15 protein-coding genes are annotated in these 21,664 nt (G+C 42.9%); 7 read left to right on the top strand and 8 right to left on the bottom strand.

Annotated features, from left to right (window positions below):
- Positions 1-157: 157 nt before the first annotated feature.
- The 6 genes from pheT to lepB form a co-directional block, all read right to left on the bottom strand.
- On the bottom strand, positions 158-2,578 hold the full coding sequence (pheT, locus tag IGJ74_RS08760; protein WP_218193446.1) for a phenylalanine--tRNA ligase subunit beta: 2,421 nt from the start codon (positions 2,576-2,578) through the stop codon (positions 158-160).
- Positions 2,579-3,625, bottom strand: coding sequence for a phenylalanine--tRNA ligase subunit alpha (gene pheS / locus IGJ74_RS08755; protein ID WP_086317392.1), 1,047 nt, complete (start codon positions 3,623-3,625; stop codon positions 2,579-2,581).
- Positions 3,626-3,982: 357 nt separating this feature from the next.
- The gene (locus IGJ74_RS08750) at positions 3,983-4,303 is read right to left on the bottom strand and encodes a winged helix-turn-helix transcriptional regulator (RefSeq protein ID WP_005226192.1); all 321 of its coding nucleotides are present in this window, start codon (positions 4,301-4,303) and stop codon (positions 3,983-3,985) included.
- A gap of 67 nt (positions 4,304-4,370) precedes the next feature.
- Positions 4,371-8,048: a helicase-exonuclease AddAB subunit AddA gene (gene addA, locus IGJ74_RS08745; RefSeq protein ID WP_218193447.1), complete on the bottom strand. Its 3,678-nt coding sequence runs from the start codon at positions 8,046-8,048 to the stop codon at positions 4,371-4,373.
- Positions 8,041-11,658: a PD-(D/E)XK nuclease family protein gene (locus IGJ74_RS08740; protein WP_087664162.1), complete on the bottom strand. Its 3,618-nt coding sequence runs from the start codon at positions 11,656-11,658 to the stop codon at positions 8,041-8,043. Before IGJ74_RS08740 ends, addA begins: the two co-directional genes overlap by 8 nt.
- A 124-nt stretch (positions 11,659-11,782) precedes the next feature.
- Positions 11,783-12,331, bottom strand: coding sequence for a signal peptidase I (lepB, locus tag IGJ74_RS08735; RefSeq protein ID WP_087664163.1), 549 nt, complete (start codon positions 12,329-12,331; stop codon positions 11,783-11,785).
- A 214-nt stretch (positions 12,332-12,545) separates the two neighbouring features.
- Here lepB and IGJ74_RS08730 point away from each other — a divergent pair, with 214 nt between their 5' ends.
- The gene (locus tag IGJ74_RS08730; RefSeq protein WP_010748421.1) at positions 12,546-13,997 is read left to right on the top strand and encodes an NAD-dependent succinate-semialdehyde dehydrogenase; all 1,452 of its coding nucleotides are present in this window, start codon (positions 12,546-12,548) and stop codon (positions 13,995-13,997) included.
- A gap of 112 nt (positions 13,998-14,109) precedes the next feature.
- Positions 14,110-14,706 (top strand): nitroreductase family protein, encoded by a 597-nt coding sequence (locus IGJ74_RS08725; protein ID WP_074933687.1) that lies wholly within the window; start codon positions 14,110-14,112, stop codon positions 14,704-14,706.
- 63 nt (positions 14,707-14,769) lie between these two features.
- Here the strand turns inward: IGJ74_RS08725 and IGJ74_RS08720 are convergent, their stop codons facing one another.
- Entirely contained in the window at positions 14,770-15,264 is a 495-nt protein-coding gene (locus IGJ74_RS08720) for a hypothetical protein (protein ID WP_005226198.1), read from the bottom strand.
- A 137-nt stretch (positions 15,265-15,401) separates the two neighbouring features.
- On the opposite strand from IGJ74_RS08720, the gene IGJ74_RS08715 reads away from it, so the two are divergent.
- Both IGJ74_RS08715 and IGJ74_RS08710 read left to right on the top strand, forming a co-directional pair.
- Positions 15,402-15,929: an HdeD family acid-resistance protein gene (locus tag IGJ74_RS08715; protein WP_087664164.1), complete on the top strand. Its 528-nt coding sequence runs from the start codon at positions 15,402-15,404 to the stop codon at positions 15,927-15,929.
- 120 nt (positions 15,930-16,049) lie between these two features.
- Positions 16,050-16,493: a hypothetical protein gene (locus IGJ74_RS08710; RefSeq protein WP_008381931.1), complete on the top strand. Its 444-nt coding sequence runs from the start codon at positions 16,050-16,052 to the stop codon at positions 16,491-16,493.
- A 31-nt stretch (positions 16,494-16,524) separates the two neighbouring features.
- Here IGJ74_RS08710 and IGJ74_RS08705 read toward each other — a convergent pair whose 3' ends face one another.
- The gene (locus IGJ74_RS08705; RefSeq protein ID WP_429969888.1) at positions 16,525-18,459 is read right to left on the bottom strand and encodes a heavy metal translocating P-type ATPase; all 1,935 of its coding nucleotides are present in this window, start codon (positions 18,457-18,459) and stop codon (positions 16,525-16,527) included.
- A gap of 184 nt (positions 18,460-18,643) precedes the next feature.
- On the opposite strand from IGJ74_RS08705, the gene rsxC reads away from it, so the two are divergent.
- The 3 genes from rsxC to IGJ74_RS08690 are packed head-to-tail and all read left to right on the top strand — an operon-like array spanning position 18,644 to position 21,640.
- A complete protein-coding gene (gene rsxC, locus IGJ74_RS08700) occupies positions 18,644-19,981 on the top strand; it encodes an electron transport complex subunit RsxC (RefSeq protein ID WP_008381935.1) in 1,338 nt (445 codons plus the stop codon).
- A complete protein-coding gene (locus IGJ74_RS08695; RefSeq protein WP_005236139.1) occupies positions 19,974-21,044 on the top strand; it encodes an RnfABCDGE type electron transport complex subunit D in 1,071 nt (356 codons plus the stop codon). Before rsxC ends, IGJ74_RS08695 begins: the two co-directional genes overlap by 8 nt.
- Positions 21,045-21,067: 23 nt before the next feature.
- Positions 21,068-21,640 carry a hypothetical protein gene (locus tag IGJ74_RS08690; protein ID WP_008381938.1) on the top strand — a complete coding sequence of 191 codons (573 nt, stop codon included), beginning with the start codon at positions 21,068-21,070 and terminating at the stop codon, positions 21,638-21,640.
- Positions 21,641-21,664 lie beyond the last annotated feature (24 nt).

Below are 21,664 nucleotides of genomic sequence, written 5' to 3'. Positions count from 1 at the left end.
GTACCAAAAAAGCTGGAATGCCTTCTATAGAGAAATCTTTTAAGGCTTTCACTCAACTCCTAACATTTTTTTGTCATCTGAGCATCTATTATAATAGTAGAAAACGTTCCCCACCCAACTTCTTTGTATGGTGGAGAACGTTTTTCTACTTATTTGATTAGCGGATTTCTGCTTGAACGTTTTCTTCTAAGTTACGAGTAATTTTCGCTATTGCTTGATTGATCTCTTCATCCGTCAGGGTAGCTTCCGGATTGCTAAAGGTCAGACTGTACCCTAGAGATTTTTTACCTGCTTCAATGTTTTTCCCTTGATAAACATCGAATAAACGAATATCACTTAAGAAGCGACCTGCACTTTCACGAATGATTTCCATCACGGATTGGTTATCGATCGTTTCATCGAGCAAGAGTGCCATATCTCGGGTCACTGATGGGAACTTAGAAACTGGTTGATAGACCAATTGTTCTGTTTTAGCTGCTAATAACTGATCTAAGTTCAATTCAGCAACATAGGTTTCACTCACTTCGTAGGCTTTGGCGATCGATGGGTGGACTTGTCCCAAGAAGCCGATTTCTAGGTCATCTAGCAAGATCATTGCCGTACGCCCAGGATGCATCTCTTTGATATCTGCCGTTTTTTGATAACGAATACGGTCGGTTAATGCCAACGAATCAAAAAGATTTTCTAAAATGCCTTTCAAATGGAAGAAATCAACTTTTTGAGCTTGGGTTTGCCAGTCTTTCTCATGGATATTTCCTGTCAATGCTAGCCCTAAGTGATTGACTTCTGTTGGCAGTTCGTGTTTACTGTCGCCCGTTTGATAGAAGACGCGACCAATTTCATATAAAGCAACACGATTGTTTTTACGTGCCAAATTGTACGCAACGTCGTCTAACAAACCTGAAATAAGATTCAAGCGCAAGACGGCACGCTCTTCGGTCATTGGCCAATCCAATCGAGTCACTTGGCTCGATTTATCCGTAAATTGTTGTGCCTTCTCTTCCGTTGTCAAAGCATAGCTGATGGCTTCACTGACCCCGTTGCCTTCCAAAAGAGTCCGAACTTCTCTAGTCAGACGTTGCGCTTTGGTTAAATGACCGGCAACCGTTTCTCCTTGCGGTAAAGTCGATGGCAAACGATCATAACCGTAAATACGCGCCACTTCTTCAATGATATCTGCTTCGATCGTAATATCCCAACGACGAGGTGGGACTGAAACAATATAGCTGTCTGCTTCTTGACGATGACCAAAGCCTAATGCATCAAAGATTTCTTGCACTTCTTCATCAGTGATTTCTGTGCCTAAATAGCTATTGATCCGTGCTAAAGTAATCGCAACCTCCACAGGTTCTACTGCTACTTGGGAACCTATTACTGCCTCTTTTAAGACCGTTCCGCCAGCAAGTTCCGCAATCAGTGCTGCTGCTGCATCACAAGCTTTTGCAACCGTTGCTTGGTTGATCCCTTTTTCAAAACGAGCGGATGATTCGCTTCTTAAATTGAATTTTTTCGAAGTCAAACGAATCGCTAATGGATCGAACAAGGCCGCTTCTAAAGCGACTGTGGTCGTCGTTTCCGTGATTTCAGAATCAAGACCTCCCATGACGCCTGCGAGCGCAACTGGTGTCGTTCCGTTGGTGATAACGATGTCTTCTGGGGAAAGCTGACGAGTTTCTCCATCTAAGGTAACCAGGCTTTCATTTTCTTTGCCGCGACGTACCAGTATTTCCTTGCTGTCTAGCTTTTGATAATCAAAAGCATGCAATGGTTGACCAAATAACAGTAAGATATAATTCGTCACGTCCACGACATTATTGATTGGACGAATGCCTTCATTCATCAAGCGATTTTGCAGCCATTGTGGACTTGGGGCGATCGTTACGCCATCAATGATTCGAATTTGGTAGGCGGGTGCATCCGTTACTTCAGTGACCTTCACCTGAATTTTATCGGCAGCAACTACTTCACTTTCGGTAAGCGCAATTTCAGGAAACTTCGGTGTTTGCCGATAGATTGCACCGACTTCATAAGCAACCCCCCGCATGCTTAACGCATCCGCACGATTCGGAGTGATCGATAATTCGATAATGTGATCATCCATATCAAGATAAGGAAAAACCGGTGATCCTGGTTCTGCTTCTGCTGGTAAATAATAAATTCCTTCTGCATATTCTTTGGGAATCACGCTATCGGCATATCCCAACTCTTGCAACGAACAAATCATGCCGTTGGAAACTTCTCCCCGCATCTTGCCCTTTTTGATTTTTACGTTGCCCGCGATTCGAGAGCCTGGTAATGCCACGATGACTTTGATGCCGCTTTTGACATTCGGCGCACCACAAACGATCTGTGAGTCTTCATCCTCGCCAATATTTACTTGGCAAATTGATAGATGATCAGAATCTGGATGTGGTCGGCAGTCGGTCACTTCTCCGACAACGATTTTTTTTAAACCCTCTTCAGGCACGTCAATACCTTCGACTTCGATCCCCGTCACTGACATTTTATCCGCCAGCTCTTTGGGTGTGATCTCAGACAGATCAAGGTATTCATTTAACCATTTGTATGATACTAACATTTATTGTTCCCCCTTGAACTGGCGAATGAAACGCACATCATTTTGATAGAATTGGCGAATGTCGTTCACGCCGTAGCGCAGCATTGCCACTCGATCAGGACCTAAACCAAAAGCAAATCCTGAATATTGGGTTGGATCGATCCCTGACATTTCTAAGACGTTAGGATGCACCATTCCAGCACCGAGGATCTCGATCCAGCCAGTTTGTTTACAAACATTACAACCGGCACCACCGCACTTGAAGCAGCTGACATCGACTTCGACCGATGGTTCTGTGAAAGGGAAATAGCTTGGTCGCAAGCGAATTTGGCGATCTTCCCCAAACATTTTTTGCATCATGACTTCTAAGGTTCCTTTTAAGTCACCCATCGTAATATTCTTATCGATTACCAATCCTTCAATTTGATGGAATTGGTGGCTATGGGTCGCATCATCTGTGTCACGACGGAAAACTTTCCCGGGTGAGATCATCCGCAGCGGCCCTTTAGAAAAATCATGAGTCTCCATTGTTCTCGCTTGCACTGGTGACGTATGGGTTCGAATCAGCACTTCCTCTGAAATATAAAAAGTATCTTGCATGTCTCTGGCTGGATGATCTTTTGGCAGATTCATCCGTTCGAAGTTGTAATGATCTTTTTCCACTTCGTAACCTTCGACTACTTGGTAGCCCATACCAACAAAGATATCTTCGATTTCTTCCATGATTTTCGTTAACACATGGCGTGTTCCTCGGTCCATCTTTTTACCAGGCAACGTCACGTCGATGGATTCTTCAGCAAGAGCTTTTTCCAAGTTTGCTGCTTCGATAGACGTCTTGGCTTCTTCGATCGCTTCTGTCAAGATATCACGAATCTCGTTGGCATAGCTCCCCACCTTCGGCCGTTCTTCCGCAGAAAGATCTTTCATCCCCCGTAGAACTTCTGTGATAGGGCCTTTTTTCCCAAGCACTTCCACTCGAATTTGATTCAAGTCATTCATGGTTGGACTTTCTTTGATTTTAAGCAATGTCGTTTCCTTCAATGCTTCTAATTTCTCTTGTAAAGACATGTGTTTCCTCCTTCTATGCTGTGAATAGTGCAAGAATAAAAAGACTGGATTGACTGAATAAAGTGAGTATCATTCGTATAAAGACAAAAAAAGACATCATCCCTTAAAAAGGAACGACGTCTCGTGTTACCATCCTCATTCGCGAAAAAAACCGCGCACTCACTTCGGCTAACGACAGCAAAACTGCCGACTGACTGTAATCAGCAAGCTCCAGAAGTGAAATTCATTTTTCGAATACAGGACTTGCTTTCAGTCTGTGACAAGTCTCCCTTTTTCTGATTCAGCCAAATTACTAGTTTCTATCAACGCTTTTTATCTATTCATTTAAGCTTAGTTTACCTAATTTCCGGTGAGAAATCAACTGCATTCTTCCTCACGCACCCAGGTTTCTGCCCAACGCTTCACACTCATCATACTCTTTTCAAGAGCAATACCTCTTGGCGTCAAGCAGTAAAGATTGTTTTCTTTGCAGACAATTTCTTCCCGCTCTAATTCTTTCAAGCGTTCGACTAACACCCGATCACTCACTTGAGGAATCTTGTTTGCTAACTCAACAAATCTTTGTTTGCCGTCTTCAAGAAGGACATCAATGATCAAGCCGTTCCACTTTTTGCCTAAAATAGAAAAAGCTTTTTCAAATTTAGGACAAAGGGCATAATCCGATTCTACTTTTATCATTCTCCATCACCTCTTTTACCTATTATAGCATATGACTTACGAATTGTAAGAAACTAGGATCGATCAGCTAGAATGCCACGATCATTTTAGGTTTTAACAGCACTAAATAGGTCTGTTTCACTGGTTTGCTCAATGCTTTCTCCAATGCTTGGCAATAGAGTTTCAATTGACCATAATATCGTTCGCGCATTTTCTTTTCAATCTGAGCCTGACTGCCGAAAACATCATCTGTTTTAAAGTCATATAAAATGATTTCATCCGCCAATTCAATATAGCCGTCGATAATACCATGGATCAAAAGCGGCGCATCTGGTTCGTCAAACCCTTCAAAGATCGTATCAGCCTCTTTTAGCATCGAAAACGGCTGCTCCCGCTTCACCACAGCAGAGGAACGGTTCAGCAGTTCACCTAGTTCAGTTTGATAAAACCACAAAATGCTCGATCGGTCAATTTTTTTGGCGATTTCTTCAGAAAAAAATTGCTTTTTCACGAGTTCAGCAATCAGGAGCTCCAAAGTATCTTGTGTTGGCGTCATTCCTAATGGGATCATTTGCAAAACCGTATGTGTTGCTGTCCCGATACTGCTGGCGAGAGGCTTCGTTTCTTGCAGAAATTTTGGTTTCGCCAATTCATCCTGTACGTAGCGATATTGCTGAGGATTCGTCTTCTCGGAAACCGACCGCCATTCCAACAAAGTGGTCTGTTGATCATCGGGATCGTTATAGAGTCTTTTCAATTCTGATACAGATTGATAACTAGTCGTTTGGGTCGCTTTTTGATAAGGATAGCGATATGCTAGGCGTTTCAAAAGATCATCGATATTGCTATCTGGCGCAAGCAATCGTTTAGACTCCTCGACTGGCGCAAGGGTCTCTTGGACTTGTTGCGTGATCGTTTCTTGATTCCACCATGACAGACGAAAATGAGCAGGATGATCGATCGTCCGCTTGCGCTCTGACGCTTCAGAGAATACTGCTTCCATATCTGGATGGCGCATCAGGGTCCGTCCGACCCAATCCATCAAGCTCCCCCGGGCAACAAGCCGTAATGCAGGATCAAGAACCATCTCGGCTTGTGTCAGGCCAGATTGCCAAGTCTTAAAGGCATCCGCTTGATTTTTATAGGAGCCCACTAAGAAAAGCTTCTGCTCTGCTCGTGTCAATGCTACGTATAATTTTCGCATTTCTTCTGACAAGGCTTTTTTCAAACGAACTTGCTTGATGGCTTGAAACGGCAGTGTCTCAAATTTAAGGTTTTCTGCTGGATTCACATATTGGATCCCAGCTCCCAGCTGTTCTTCAAAGATATAGCGTTTTTGAAAATCTTGGTAGTTAAAGAATTTTGTTGTATCCAGTAAGAACACAACAGGGAATTCCAAGCCTTTACTTGCATGAACGGTCATCACTCGAACGGCATCTTCTACAGGAGTAGCCACAGGCTCCGCCAAATCTTTGTTTTTTTCTTGCATTTTTTCGATGAAGCGAATGAATTGGTACAAACCACGGAAACTGCTCTTTTCGTATTTTTCGGCTCTGTGGATCAATGCCACTAAATTTGCATAACGCTGCTGTCCTGCAGGAAGTCCCACAACATAATCCAAGTAAGCAGTATCTTCATAGATTTGCCATAATAAGGTCGGGATCGGTAATCTGCGTGCTTCTTCGCGCCATTGATTTAGTTTGGCTAAAAACCCATCCACCGTTTGCCACAAGGGTGACTCTTCTTGTTGAACATGATAATCCAATACTGCATCATAGTAGTCGCTGGAACGATTTGCTAAACGGATCTCAGCCAATTGATCTTCTGTTAGGCCGACGATTGGCGAACGCAAGACCGCCACAAGGGGGATATCTTGGTACGGATTGTCAATGATTTGCAGCAAAGAAACGACGGTTTGGATTTCCGTTGCCTGAAAATAGTTTTGAGCATCATTCACCGCCATCGGAATCCCAAACTGCTTAAAGACATCTAAAATGACAAGATTGTTTTTACGTGTAGGGGTCAATAAGACGATATCGTTGTAAGTGATTGGTCGATTTGCTTTGGCTTTTTTGTCATAGATCATGAATTTTGATTCAATCAACTCTCGAATCTTCAATGCAGTAATCTGCATTTCACCCTCTGTTTTGTCATCGATCAATTGTTCTTCGGATTCATGCTCTTTTTCATATAACAAGAGCTCTGTGGCAAAGGCGTCGCTTTCTGGAAAATGAGGAAAACCGGTAATCAAGGCTGCCGCCTCATCATAAGGGATTTGTCCAACCCGTTCATCCATCAGCTGTTGAAAAACTAGATTCGTAAAATCCAATACGTCGGAGCGAGAACGGAAATTTTCTGCTAAGACGATTCTCCGCCCACCATTCTCCGTTTCAAATGCCAAGTATTTTTCGATAAATAGCGTCGGATCTGCTAGTCGAAACGAATAGATCGACTGCTTTACATCCCCCACCATAAACATGTTGCCGGGGTTATGATCGACTTGTCTCACCCAATATAAAATTGCCTCTTGCAGCCGATTGACGTCTTGATATTCATCGACTAAAACTTCTTCAAAGCGATCACGATAATAGGTCGACGCTTCACTTCCACTACCGTCTCCTTGTAAAATCTGCAAGGTGAAATGTTCCAAATCATTAAAGTCTAAACGGCCTTTTGAAAGTTTCCTTTCTTGGAATGCTTTCATAAACGCTTCGGTCATAGCTGCCATTTTTTCAACGACAGGTGCGGACCGATGAAGCAGCTCCATCATTTCAGCCGGTGGGTATGGAAAGGCCGCTTTCAATTGCTCAACCAATTTTTTCGCATCATCTCGCAAAGGTTTAATTTCTTGAGAGAGTTCCTTTTGTTCTGGTTTGCGAAAAGCTGGGTAGCGAGCAAAACGCAACACTTGGATTTGCTCATAGAAGCCATCAACATCGTCTGAATCAAGCAGAGCCTTTAAGGTTTCCACCATTCCTAATTCGGTATCGATCAATAGTGCCGCTTTTTCCATCGCTTCATCAGAACGGGCATAGTCTTGCGCCGCCTGCAGCAAATGCGCCGCTGTCTTCAAGTTTTCTTGCAAAGTCGGCTTGATTTGCGATTGGTACAGGGTATTTTCAGCAAAGGTTTCTTTGCCGATATAGTGATCACTTAGATGAGCTAACCAGTTTACTGGATCCGGATTTGCTCGGGCAAAGTCATAAAGAGACAGGATCAGATCCCCGACGCCTTCATCGGAACGATCACTAGAAAAATTTTCCGTCAAACGAAAGAACGCTTCATCATTGGCTTCATATTGTTGATCTCTCAGCTGTGTCCAGATTTCTTCTTTCATCAATAAAATTTCGGTTTCATCAGTCATCATGCGGAAATTTGGATCTAAATCGATCAAATAATAAAAACGCCGAATCACAGTTAAACAAAACGCATGCAAGGTAGAAATGTTAGCTGTCGGCAATAGCTGCAGCTGACGGACGAAGTGCTGGCGCTTTTGCTCGTCACTTTCTTGATTGATGGCCTGCTGCAATGCCGCTTGAATCCGTTCTTTCATTTCTCGAGCAGCTGCTTCGGTAAAGGTCACGATCAGTAAAGAATCGATCGTCGTTCCTGCTTTTAGCTTTTCAATCACTCGCCGAACCAAAACGGTGGTTTTGCCTGAACCCGCTGAAGCGGAAACGAGGATATTATCCCCTTTATCAAAAATGGCTTGCCATTGGGTATCCGTAAAGGTTTCATTTTGCGGTTTTAAAGGGATCTTACTCATCTTCTTCCTCCCTTAAGCGATGGATAATCTCATCTTTAGATAAGTTTTCTAAACGGTGGTACTCATTTTCTTTCAACAATACATCAAAGTCACAGATGCTGCGAAACGGACAAAACTCACACGCCCTTTTTTTGTCTTTTAATTTATAAGACGGGTTTAAGGCGATTTCACCGCTCAACAGCTTCTCACCACTTTGTTGCATATTTTTCCGATTGTGTTTTCTTAATAGTTCAAGCTCTTCTTCTGTATAAAACTTGTTTTTCACCTGTGTTGTTTTTTGATAATTGCCGTTTTTGTCTTTCCGAACAGGAAATACCGGCGAATTTTTGCTGGCTTCAACTTCCTCATCGAGTAACGGGAAAACAGCCGGTTCGTCAATAAACAACCCGTCATACTTGAAACGTTTTAAACGTTCTTCTTCACTGGCTTCTTGTCCGTCCAAAAGCGGATTATGCACATGCAGATAATATGCCCCCGCTGGTCGAACCTTTGGCGAACCAACCAGTTGGACAGCATCCGTCAATGCGACGTCGAGATACGTGATCAACTGCATCGCAAGTCCGTAGTAGGCTTCAGAAAGGTCAAAATCTCGGCTGCTAGATTTATAGTCAACAACGGAAAGCCATTGTTCTTCTTCCGTTTTCGCCGTATCGACACGATCAATCTTCCCCCGCACATGTAGTTTCCCGCCAGAACTTAATGGTAATTCGATCCCGTTAATCCCATTTGAGCCAGCGATCTGGCCGAACAGCACCTCCGTCTTTTCAGGACTAAAATGCATTTTTTGTCCTTGTTTCGCTAATGCCCACGCTACTCGCTGAATCGTCTTGCCTAATTGATACCGAATAAAATTCATCCGAGCAGAACTCGTCAGTAAGCGATAACGGCTTTCGCCAAAAATTTCCTGCAAAACGACTTCCACAAATTGCACGCGTTGGTCAGCAGTTAACTGGGTCAAGGAAATATTTTCAGCAATTAGGACTTTGACAAAGCGGTCCAACGCATCATGGAAAAACTCACCGGTCATTGCTGGATTTAAGCCATAAACTTCCCGTTCTTTTAACCGTAATCCGTAGCTGACGAAATACTTGTATTCACACTGATAGAACGTCTCCATCTGAGAAATGGAGCTGTAGATCGACGGGCCATATAGCGCCGCAGCTTGTGCTTGAGACAAAGGAATCGGAATATTTTGATGGGTTTGGCTTTCAAATACTTGGGCAGCTAAATCTGTCCATTCCGAACGTAACAGCGCTTGTTTCAGTTGCTCCCACACTCGAGGCAAATTCTCTTTGTTTTTTTGCGCTTGCTGACTGAGATTATTGATTTGGTAGATCAGGCCACGATAACTGCCAACATAGTCTCTCGGGTCACTGACTAGCGTCAAGATCCCCCGCTCTTGCAGTGGTACATCCAAATGCTTGACCACGCGGTCTAAATAAGGCGACATCTTGATGTTTTGCTGTGTATCAAAATTAACGGCATAGGACAGTGATAAGTGCTCTGTCGCTGAAAGCAAGACAGAATAAAAGGCAAATGGTTCTTTGACACTGCCTTCCACCACTGTATCTCTAAGGTATTTTTCACCATTAAATAACTGATTGAAATGCTGACGTTCTTCATTCGTCAACAATGTTTTATTTTCCATTTTTCTTGGCAAAGCCGTTTCATTCAATCCCGGTGCAAATGTGATCTTCGCTTGTTTCGGACGTGCCAAATCAAGGCGGTTGATGTTGACTTGGTCGATCGCTGTTGGGATCTTTCCGAATGTGACATTTTCTAAGCCAGTCAATAAGACATCTTCAAAGAGCGCAAAATCAAAGGGCTCATCTCCATAGATCGTGGCATACTCATCCAGCAGATCCATTAAAGCTTGCCATGCTTGTTCATGATTGCGGGCTTGATCTAATTTTCCTTGTTGGATTGCCTGGTCTCGCCAATGCCTCAGCTGTTGCTCGACACCCGCATTCAGTAAAAAGCGATACAGCAGTTCTACGGCATCTCGATTTGTTCTAGCTGCTGTCAGCCAATCGAGTGTATCCACGACATCTTGCTTGAAAGCCCTGCGAAGCTGATTGGTGTACGCCGTCAAATCCACTTTGTCCACTGCTTCTTCTTCCGATTGTAAATACTCGATCAGTTCCCAATCTTCGTTTCTCGTCCAACTCGCTCCTTGGAAATCATGAGCCAGCGCTTTGTTCTCGGTAATATCCACCAACTTACGAAACTGGTCACGCCCAACAAGCCAATCTGCTTCGGAGCGATAGGCTGCCGGTAAGTAAAGTTCCGTTCTAAGCAACCGTAAAATATCATTTAAGCGAAAGCCATAGGATTGACAAGCAAAAAAAGCATTCAAAAACTCAACCAATGGATGTTGCGCCATCATCTGCTCTTCATCGATATAAAAAGGAATCTCAAACTCAGTAAAAATTTTAGGAATATACTGATGATAGACTTCTGGTTCGGCGATCAGTAATTGGATATCACGATACCGTAATGTTGGGTACCGTTTCTTATCACTCATCATCCCGCGGATCGACGCTGCGATTTGACGAATCTCTTCTTCGGGATTCCCAACTTTCCAGACAGCCAAGAAGTCTTTGACGGACGTCTGCTGATGATAATTGGCTTGTGATTGGGTCTGCCGCCAAAAAGTTTCTACTTCCTTGTATGCCTGCGGGATCGATCCCTCGTCTTCTTTGTCCACCTCTTGGTTGACGGAAAGTTTCTGATCTAAGTAAATGTTCACTTGATTGTCACGAGCAGAACTGATCAACTGATAATAGGTCCGTCCTGCTTCGTAAAATAAATTCAATGGCGTGGGCATCTCTTGTGGGTACCCGCGATCCAAAATAAGATCAATCACTACATGACTTCTCTTCATCAGTACTTGAATCAACTGTTGCTCTTGTGTTGAAAAGGCGGAGAAACCGCTGATAATAAATAAGGCGTGGGAAAGATCTGGCGCTTTGTTCAAAGAAACAGTGGTTGGCATTGCATGATCCACCGAGGAATCGCCCAGCAAGGAACCTTCCAGAAAGCGTGTCAGTAAGGTGATCGGTTGTTCGACTTGCAAGGCACGCTCTAGAAGTTCTTGTTCAAATCGTTGAAAAATTATCGCTAATTCACTGTATTTTTTTTCTTCGTCTTGGGTTGCGCTTGGTGCAGCACCACCTGCTAATAAATCTTCGATCCCCAATCTACTTGTATGCATTTCTTGATAGAAAGCCAACAATTGTTGGATAAAACCCGCTTTGTTGATCTCACCACGGTATAAGACGAGTTCTTCTTCTAGTTCCAAAAGCAGCTTACGCATGATCATGGAGGCACCATTTTCAGTGATGGCATTTTGAGAAAGCAAGCCGGTTTGCTGCAGATAAAACCAAGCCAAACGGTGAAAACTATACACTTGCGCGCGAATAGAAGCAAAATCTTCTACGCGATCCTCTTTCAGTAATTGAAGGATCTCGCGCTCTCTTTCAAATTTGTTGTAGTTAGGTACCAGGAAAAATACTTCTTGATGGTCTTTTTCTAACCAGCTTTTTGCATTTTCTATCACTGCTTGATCATGACGACAACGGCCATCGCCAAGAATAAATCGTAAACTCATGAAAGGACTCCTTCTCTCCATCGTCTTTTAAAAAAATCCACTAAAAAATCAGCGACACGCTTTTTCGAATGCGTCTTTATTTTTAAGAGACTCTCCTTAAAAACAAAATAACAATCGCAGAATTTCATTCTTTGCCTACCATACCAAAATCGGCAATTGGCCAGAAAACAAATTTTACATCCCCCAAAATTGTTGATTCATCGATCAGACCTAATTGACGACTATCTTTGGAAATTCGACGGTTATCCCCTAACACTAAAATTTGACCTTCAGGAATGACTTCAACACCAAATAACCCCATATCAAAATCACTGGTCAATGGAAAGCCATCTGTGACAGCTGCTTTGAATTCATCCAAGTAGGGTTCATCATATGCTTGTCCATTGATATAAAGGGTATCGTTTTGATAGGAAACCTGATCGCCAGGTAAACCGATCACGCGTTTGATATAGTTTTTGCCTGCTTCATCCGGTGCTTCAAACGTTATGATATCGAAACGTTCGATCTCGGTATTTTTCAAAGCAATCACCCGCTCACCATCATGTAATGTGGGGTCCATCGAATCTCCTTTTACGATCACAGGAGTAAAGACATACTGTCTTAATAACAAGAGGAATAAAGTGAAGATCACGACAAATCCTACTGTTTTTAAAAGCTCTTTTACTTGTTGCACGCGTCCCTCACTCCTTGAATATTTTACTATATTTTCCAAGAATCGAACAAACATTCTTATTTTTCTATTCTACCATAAAATGATAGGAGCAGGACATTTCCCCTTTGGTTCTTTACAAAAATTTGGAGAATCAAGAGACTTGCATATGAATTGTCATCCTTTCTGATCCGTGCTAGGGTTAAATAAGAACCCATTATTGAAAGGAAGTGCCATGATGAACCAACAGTTACCACAAGTACCAACAAAGTTATTGATTAACGGAAAATGGCTTGAAGGAACAAAAGAGTCGGTTTCGGTTACCAATCCTGCCACTAATGAAGAACTCGTAAAAGTCAGTCAAGGAGGGATCGAGGAAACCAAGCAAGCAATCGATGCCGCAGCGATTGCTTTTCCCGAATGGTCAAAACGCTCCCCTCGAGAACGTGCCGATTTGATGAACGTCATTGCTGATTTGATGGAGGAAGAAAGCGATCGTTTAGCAAAAATCATGAGTATGGAACAAGGAAAACCATTAAAAGAAGCGGAGGCAGAAATCCAATCTAACGTTGACAATTTCCGTTGGAATGCAGCTGAAGCGCAACGGGTCTATGGCGAAGTGATTCCAGCCCCTGAACACAATCATTGGCTGGTACGCAAAGAAGCGATCGGGGTTGTTGGCGCGATCACACCTTGGAACTTTCCTTCTAACATGATTGCAAGAAAAATTGCACCTGCTATGGCCGTTGGCTGTACCCTTGTTATGAAACCATCAAAAGAAACCCCACTATCCGCATTAGCTTTAGGCGAGCTTTTTCAACAAGCAGGACTTCCAGACGGGGTCGTCAATATCGTCTTAGGTGATTCTTCTGAGATTGGGAAAGAATTGACCGAAAATGAACAAGTCAAAAAAATCACCTTTACCGGCTCCACGAAAGTTGGGATGAAATTATATGAACAAGCAGCACCAACTCTGAAAAAAGTTTCATTGGAGTTAGGTGGTCATGCCCCGTTTCTTGTTTTTGCTGATGCTGATTTAGATTTAGCTGCTGAAAAATTAATTGCAGCAAAATTCCGCAACAACGGTCAGGTCTGTACATCCCCCAATCGAATTTTTGTCGAAGAGTCCATCAAAGACGCCTTTACCAAAACATTACTAGCGAAAATGGAAACCGTAACGGTCGGCAATGGTCTGGAAAACCCTACTGTTGGTCCTTTGATCAACCAAGCAGGCGTTGAAAAAGTCATCGAGCAGTTGGAAGATGCGGTAAATAAAGGAGCTAAAGTTTTACTCGGTGGTAAAAAGCTTACTGAAGGTGAATACGAAAAAGGCAACTTCTTCGCACCAACGGTCATCGATGGGATTACTTCTGAGATGGCTATCTACTATGAAGAAACCTTTGGACCTGTGATTCCATTGATCTCATTTACGGATCGACAAGCAGTCATCGCTGCGGCAAATGATACGGAATTTGGACTAGCTTCCTACTTCTTTTCAACGAATTTGCAAACGATCTCGAATGTAGCCCAAAACCTCCAATATGGGATGGTTGGGGTCAATGACATTGCGATCTCAAATCCGGCGGCTCCCTTCGGCGGCGTCAAGCATTCCGGTTTTGGTCGTGAAAACGGCAAATATGGCCCTGAAGAATACGTGACCGTTAAATTCATTGCTATCGATGCCCAATAAGAAAAAGTCAGGTGCGTTTGCCTGACTTTTTGACGTCCCAAGCATTTTCTTTTACTAACATTAAGTAAGAATGTATACTTCACTCTATGACAATAGAAAAGGTGGGAATACGATGACAAAATTTCTTGATACAATCAAACAGCGCCGCTCAATCTATGGGCTAGGTAAAAATGTGGCTCTTTCCGACACTGAAATCGAAGACATTGTGAAAGAAGCAGTGAAAAATAGTCCAACTGCGTTTAACGCACAATCACCAAGAGCCGTGATTTTATTTGGCGAAGCCCACGAAAAATTGTGGACATTAACAGAGGCTGCGATAGAACCATTGACACCACCCGAAGCGTTTGAAGCGACAAAACAAAAACTTGCTGGTTTTAAAGCGGGTTACGGAACCGTTCTATTCTTTATTCACACGGATACCGTGAAAAATTTGCAAGAGCAATTTGCTCTATATGCAGAGAACTTTCCCGTTTGGGCAGAACAATCGAATGGGATCGCTCAAGCGAACGCTTGGACCGCTTTAGAAGAAGCTGGATTAGGTGCCAACTTACAGCATTACAACCCTGTCATCGATGATGCTGTTGCAGCTGAATGGTCAATTCCTGAAAATTGGCAACTACGGGCGCAACTAGTCTTTGGTTCAAAAGAAAGCGAACCGAACGAAAAAGAATTTCTAAGTGACGATGAGCGCTTCCGCGTGTTCCATTAATCAATTTTCAACCTAAAAAAAGACCCTTGATTACGCCTTAAACTGGCAGTAATCGAGGGTCTTTTAGTCCTTTGTTCCTTGATCATGATCGACTAAAATATCGATCGGTGTCCCTTCATTCAAGTGTTCTGACAAGAAAACAACCAATTCTGCTAATGGCTGCTTGAATTTCATCAATGGGCCTCTCATCCCTCTTCGAAAATAGTTCATCTTGATGGGCTGCCCTTCCTTTTCTTGAAATAAAACGACTCGATCGATCTCTTGGTAGAGTACCCCTTTGATACTCATTGGATGGACAATGATTCGATCAAGTGCTAAGCCGCGGCTATCTAAAACAAAGCTCAAAAAGACCAAACCCGAAACGATCCCTCGCACCCGATTATCAAGTGCCTCTTCCATCATCACCATAGATAGGATAATCATTACTGAAAAAATCGTAATGGCGACCTTGCTTAGTTTGCGCTCCACAGCAAGAAATTGAATGTCTTTCCTTACCACGAATAAATAAAGGTATAAAACGATCGTAAAGGCACACATCACTAGCGTTAACCCACTCATAATACTCTCCGTTCTGTTTTCTTTTCCTTATTCTACCAAAAAACCATCTGATACAAAAGGCTTAGCCTATTTCGTAGGTTTTTTGATATCTATTTTAACAAGAATTCGGTACAATAAGAAAAAAAGGAGGAATTATCATGAATGCATTTTTTGATAAATTACAACGCTATGACTTGCTTCGTGCCGTCGTATATATCGTCTTCGGCTTCATTATCTTGATTGCACCACGATCTGTTTTCAACACGATCGTTTATCTCGTTGCCGGATACATCGCATGTCTAGGGATTATCAGCTTGTATACGAGCTACAAAGAAAAACAAAAGGGCTATCGCAATGTGCAGTCGGTCTCTGGTATCTTACTGTTGATTGCTGCAGCTGCGATTTTAGTTTTTGCTAAAGGATTACTTGCCATCGTGCCATTTTTCTTAGGGATTATGATCACCATCAGCGGATGCACCCGCTCAATGGCAAGCTTTAACCAAAAACGCATTGGTTTACCTTACATCACGAGCTTAATCATCAGTCTTTTGATTATTGCTGCTGGACTCGTTCTCGTATTGAATCCATTCGCCACTTGGCTACTGTTCTTCCAAATTTTTGGCGGTATCTTGATTTTCATGGGGGCATCCGACGCTATTAATCATTTTCAACGAAAAAGAGCCTAATAAATGAGAATGTTTTAAAATTTTCTACGAATCTAACATCTACATGTAGACTTTTCCCGCTATTCCTTTTAAAATAGGAGATATCAAACAGTCAGTCCATTGAGAGGCGGGAGGTGCGACATGAAGAAAATTAAGCAAGAAGCAAAACATCCAAATGATGTGCCGGTAATTTTTTTGACCGATGCAACTGGCAAAGTCGTACGAAAAATCTCGATCAATGAGTGGCGTGCGTTAAAAGCGAATCCAGAACAAATCGAAGAACTCGATATCAAATTGTATCGTGAAGCGATCAGTTTCTATCTTCAAGAAGACTATGCGAAAGCAAAAGATCTCTTGCACTTCTTGATCAATAAAACGGACTATAGTCATTACGAATATGTTGAACGATTAGCCAATATCTATCGCATCGAAAATCGTCCTGCTAAAGAAAAAGTCCTATTGCTGACTGCTTATCATGCAATCAAACCGTTAGAATCCTCTGAAGGAATTCTAAGAAGGATCGAAAATCGATTACAAAAAATCGATGCCTTTGATTTTCCAACTTCGACACAATTCAGTCATTAAAAAAGCAGCTATCTTTCGATAGCCGCTTTTTTTATGCTTCTGGCAGTTTACGCAAAAGACGTAACCCGTTAAACAATACGATCAATGTACTGCCTTCATGGGCAAATACCCCCAACCCAATGTTCATCAAGCCGAATAGATTCAAGCCGACTAATAACGCGACGATAAACATGGAGAAAAAAATATTTTGCCAAATGATCCGATCCATCTTCTTCGCTAAGCGATAGGCATATGCAAAACGCGAAAGATCATTTTTCATGATCACTGCGTCTCCTACTTCAATCGCAACATCTGACCCTTCCCCCATCGCAAAGCCGATGTCTGCTTGAACAAGTGCAGGGGCATCATTGATACCATCACCCACCATGGCGGTTTGTCCGTATGCTTCTTGGAGTGCTCGTACCGCTTCCGCTTTGTTCTCAGGCAAAACATTGGCAGCCACTTGGTCAACCTTTAAGCGCTGACCGATTGCTTCACCAGCAGAAGCACTGTCTCCGGTGATCATAACAGTATGGATACCTTCATTTTTCAAATAATGAATCACAGAAGCTGCCTGTTCGTTCGGCTCATCCATCAATGCGATGATCGCCGTAACCTCTTCGTTGATGGAAAACACGACCATTGTTTTTCCTTGCGCTTCCAATTGACGGTACTGTTGCTCCATCAAACCTGTTAACTGGGTGTTTTCGGTTCTTTTTCCTAATCGATAGGTTTTTGTTCCTGCGACGGCACCTAAACCGGAACCAATCTCGTTTGTGACAGTCAACTGTTCGATTTCTCGTATTTTCTCTGTCTTCTCGAAATAAGTAACGATCGCATCTGCTAATGGGTGGTTGGCTTGCTTTTCCATCGAAACGATGACCGCTGCTGCCTCTGCTCGATCGATCGTATCAGCGAAAACGGCTTCCGTGACTGTAGGTTTTCCGACGGTCAAAGTTCCCGTTTTGTCAAAAGCCACCGCTTTGATCTGAGCGAAATTGGTCAAGTAATTGCTCCCTTTAAAAAGAATCCCTTTTTTCGCTAGATTCGAGATCGCCGATAAACTAGCAGGGACGGCGCTTGCCGCTAAAGCACAAGGAGAAGCCGCAATCATCATTACGATCCCACGATAAAAACTTGTATACCAATCCCAACCAAAGAGAAACGGTGCAGTCAAAATGAACAAAGGAACTGCAATGAAAACAACTGTTACATAGATTGGTTCGATTTTTTTGATTCGTGTTTCGGTCGGTGATTGATTTGATTGCGCCGCTTCCACCACTGAAAGAATTTTTGCGAAGACTGTTTCAGAGCTGTCTTTCGTGACTTCCATCAAAAATGTGCCGTTTCCATTAATCGTACTCCCATAGACTTCGTCTCCTGTAGTCTTTTCTCGAGGAATACTTTCCCCATTGATCGAAGCTTCATTGATGGCACTCGTTCCAGAAAGGATTACGCCATCTGTTGCTAACTGATCACCAGGTAGCACTTGCAAAATATCTCCTTTTTTTATCTCAGAAGCGGCAATTTTTTTGGTTTTCCCATCCGGACCCATCAAACGGGCTTCCGTGGGATTCAATTTGAGAAGATTGGTGATTTCTCTTCGACTTTGTCCCTCGGCGTATTCTTCTAAGAAGTGAGCGCCTGCAAAAATCAAAATCAACAAAGCTGCTTCATTAAAATTTCCTATGACCATGGAACCAATCGCTGCCAACAACATCAAAAGATGTACATTCGGTGTGAATCGCCGATTGGCTCTGGTACTCTTTATGGTATCCTCGATTCCTTCCCACGAAATGTGATAACCTGCTAATAAAACCGCAGCAAAATAAAACCCATCTTTCACCCATTGGTTCGGAACAAAAAGTGCCAGTATAAAGAGCAGTAAGCCTACAAAATAAATGTTACGTGGGAGAGTCCCATGATCGTGAGTATGAGAATGCCCCTCCGTTTTTGTGTGATCATGTTGACAAGTATGTTCAGCCATCATTAAAACCTCCTCTAGTCCATTTGTCATATGAACGATCAATCATATTTATAGACTTATTATATATGAATAAACAATCATATGTCAACCGAAAGAAGTTTTTCTTGTGAAATGTAAGCGTTTTGGGTTTTGTGATTCCTTATGGCATGCTAGAATAAACTTAGGAGAGAAAGGAGTGTTGGTTATGAGAACATTTACTGGCGGTATTTCACTAAGTCCCCCATTAAAAATGTTAAAAGAAAAATTAATGATCGAACAAGATGAAATTCTTACCTTTTCACCCACGATGGTCTTTATCCCTTTAGCACAACATATTGGTGCTCCGGTGGAACCGATTGTTTCCGTTGGTGATTACGTCAAGCAAGGGCAAGTGATCGCTGAGTCTGATGCGTTTGTATCTGCCAAAATTCATGCATCTGTTTCGGGTAAAATCGTCGACATGGTCGATTGGCCGAATCAAAACAATGAAGAAGGAAAAACCATCATCATTGAAAATGATTATGCTTATCAAAATGATTTTTTGTCAGCCCCCTTCGACTGGCAATCTGCTGCTAACGAAACCATCCTCAACAAAATCCGTCAAGGCGGCGTCGCCGGCAAAGGCGGTGCAACGTTTCCCACCCATGTCAAATTCAGTATTGATGAAACCAAAAAAATCCATACTTTGATCTTAAATGGTTCTGAATGTGAACCGTTCTTACGCAGTGATGCTTTCTTAATGCAAAAAGAAGCCCAGAAAATCATTCACGGTGCAAAGATTGCCCAAAAGTTACTGGATGGTCCAAAAATCATAATAGGCATCGAAGATGACAAACCAAGAGCCATTTCAGCCATGCAAGCCGCAAGTGCAGAGGATGACACGATAGAAGTCGTTACTGTCCCAACTGTTTATCCAACCGGTGGTGAAAAGCAGTTAGTAGAGTTATTGACCGATCAAGAGGTGCCGTTAGGTGGTTTGACTGCCGATATCGGTATCGTCTTGATCAATGTTGCCACCAGCTTTGCCATCGGCGAAGCGGTCTGTTATGACAAACCGTTGATTGAACGCTATACAACCGTTACCGGCGATGTTCAAAATCCCTGCATCGTCAAAAATCCGTTAGGAACACTCGCAGGAGAATTGATCGACTTTGCCGGCGGCTTTCAAGGAGCCCCCAGCAAATTGATTCTTGGTGGACCAATGATGGGAAAATCCGTCAAAACCTTGAAAGTTCCGGTCACCAAAGGCAGCAACGGCATCGTTGTTTTTAATGAAGAAACCGATTGGCTCTATGCCGAAAACCCCTGTATTCGCTGCAACAAATGTGTCGAAGCTTGTCCAATGCGCCTCATGCCAATGGAGATCGATCAGTTTTATCGAGCGGGGGATTATCAAAAGTGTGAAGAATTATTGGCAGAAGCATGTATCAATTGTGGTGCCTGTACCTTCGTCTGCCCAGCTAAACGTTCCTTAGCTGCCAATATCACTGCCGCAAAAGGCAAAGTTGCCCAGTTGCAAAAGGAGGCGAAGGAAAGTGCCTGATTATTACAAGGATTCCGATAGCGAACGTCTCTTTCAGCAAAGGAAAAATCAAGAAACACCCCCAAGCCCCCATATTCGCAGCAATGACGAGACCATTAAAATCATGGGGTGTGTGGTATTAGCCTTGCTGCCAGCAGTTTTATTCTCTGGCTACCTTTTTGGATTGAAAGTTTATGGCTTGTTTTTCATTGCACTAGCCACGGCGTTTGCTGCCGACGGACTTTGGTCCTATCTTGTCAAACGGCCGTTTCGCTTCGATTTAAGCATCGTCGTGACGGCCTTGCTTTTAACGATGAACCTCCCACCAACCGCACCTTGGTATTTTCCCGTGATTGGGGTGGCGTTTGCCGTAATCATCGTCAAAGAATTTTTTGGCGGTATTGGTTATAATTTTCTAAATCCAGCCCTCGGCGGTCGAGCCCTGTTGATTGGCTTGTTTTATAACCAAATGTTTCTAATCAGTTGGCCTGATCCACCTTTTGGCAGCATCGCACCTGATGTCGTTTCGCAGGCTACAGCGAACGATGTTGTTTCTGGTGCCACACCATTAGCTGTCATGAAAGCAGGAGAAACGTTGAGTGGCTCTGAACTAGTGGATGCCTTTTTAGGATTTACCGGAGGACGAATCGGTGAAACCAGTGCCTTACTTTTACTGTTGGGTGGGATTTTTCTCGTTTACAAGAAAATCATCTCCCCTCGTATCCCACTGATTATCTTTGCGACGATCGGGCTCTTTGCTTTTATCCTTGGTCCAGAAGGACTTTTTACTGGCAGTTGGCAAACGGTCATCGGTCATATCATCAGTGGTGGTGCCATGTTGGGTGCGATTTATATGGCGACTGATTATTCTTCGACACCAGGAACAAAAGCAGGAGAAAATCTTTTTGCCTTAGGCGTTGGCCTCCTCGTTGTGCTCTTCCGTTTCTTTGGTTTTACAAATGAAGGCATGAGCTATGCCATCTTGATCATGAATTGTTTCACCCCACTTATTGATCGCTTCTTACGCCTTCGCATATTAGGGGAAGGAAAAAAGACCCCGTTCAACCTTAAAATCATGAGCTAAATCGTAAAAAAGGAGGGTTCCTTATGATGATCGCCAATCGGCTAGTGGTCTTTCTAGTCATTCTACTCACAAATTACGCCTGTCAAAATTTGGCACCGACCGTCAAAGAGAAAAAACCGAACGTGACGACACGGGTGGTTTTCCTCTCAGGGATCATTGCGGTCGCTTACTTGTTCAGTGGGTTAAGCTTTTATCTTTTACTTCAAAATCGTTTCGTCTATGGCAATCAAGTGGTCACCAACTTGGTAAGTGCTGCCATCATCGCCTTGATTGCGGGGGGCTTGTGTTTACTGATCGTTCCTGCAAAAAAACGTTTCTTGACGACTGATCTAAAAAAAACGCTCCTAGTCAATGTTCTCTTGCTGACGATCGCCACCGTGACCCAATTTCCCTATACCGATTATTTAACCAATTTATTTGTTGCTGTAGGCATGTATTTCCTCTTTTCTTGTGCTTTGTCAGGGGTTCATACACGGAATCAAATTGCCACGATTCCGCCAATTCTAAAAGGTTTACCGCTGGATATCGTAACACTTTTTCTATTCTATCTAAGCTTTTCCTTTCTCAATGGTGTCTTCTTCAATTATTTATTCTAAACAAAAAGCAAGTCCCGCTTTGGC

Origin of the sequence: Enterococcus sp. AZ009, from assembly GCF_050548785.1 — a bacterium.
GTDB lineage: Bacteria > Bacillota > Bacilli > Lactobacillales > Enterococcaceae > Enterococcus_D > Enterococcus_D entomosocium.
Note: the sequence above shows the minus strand (reverse complement) of the source record. Positions and strands in the feature narration are given on the sequence as shown.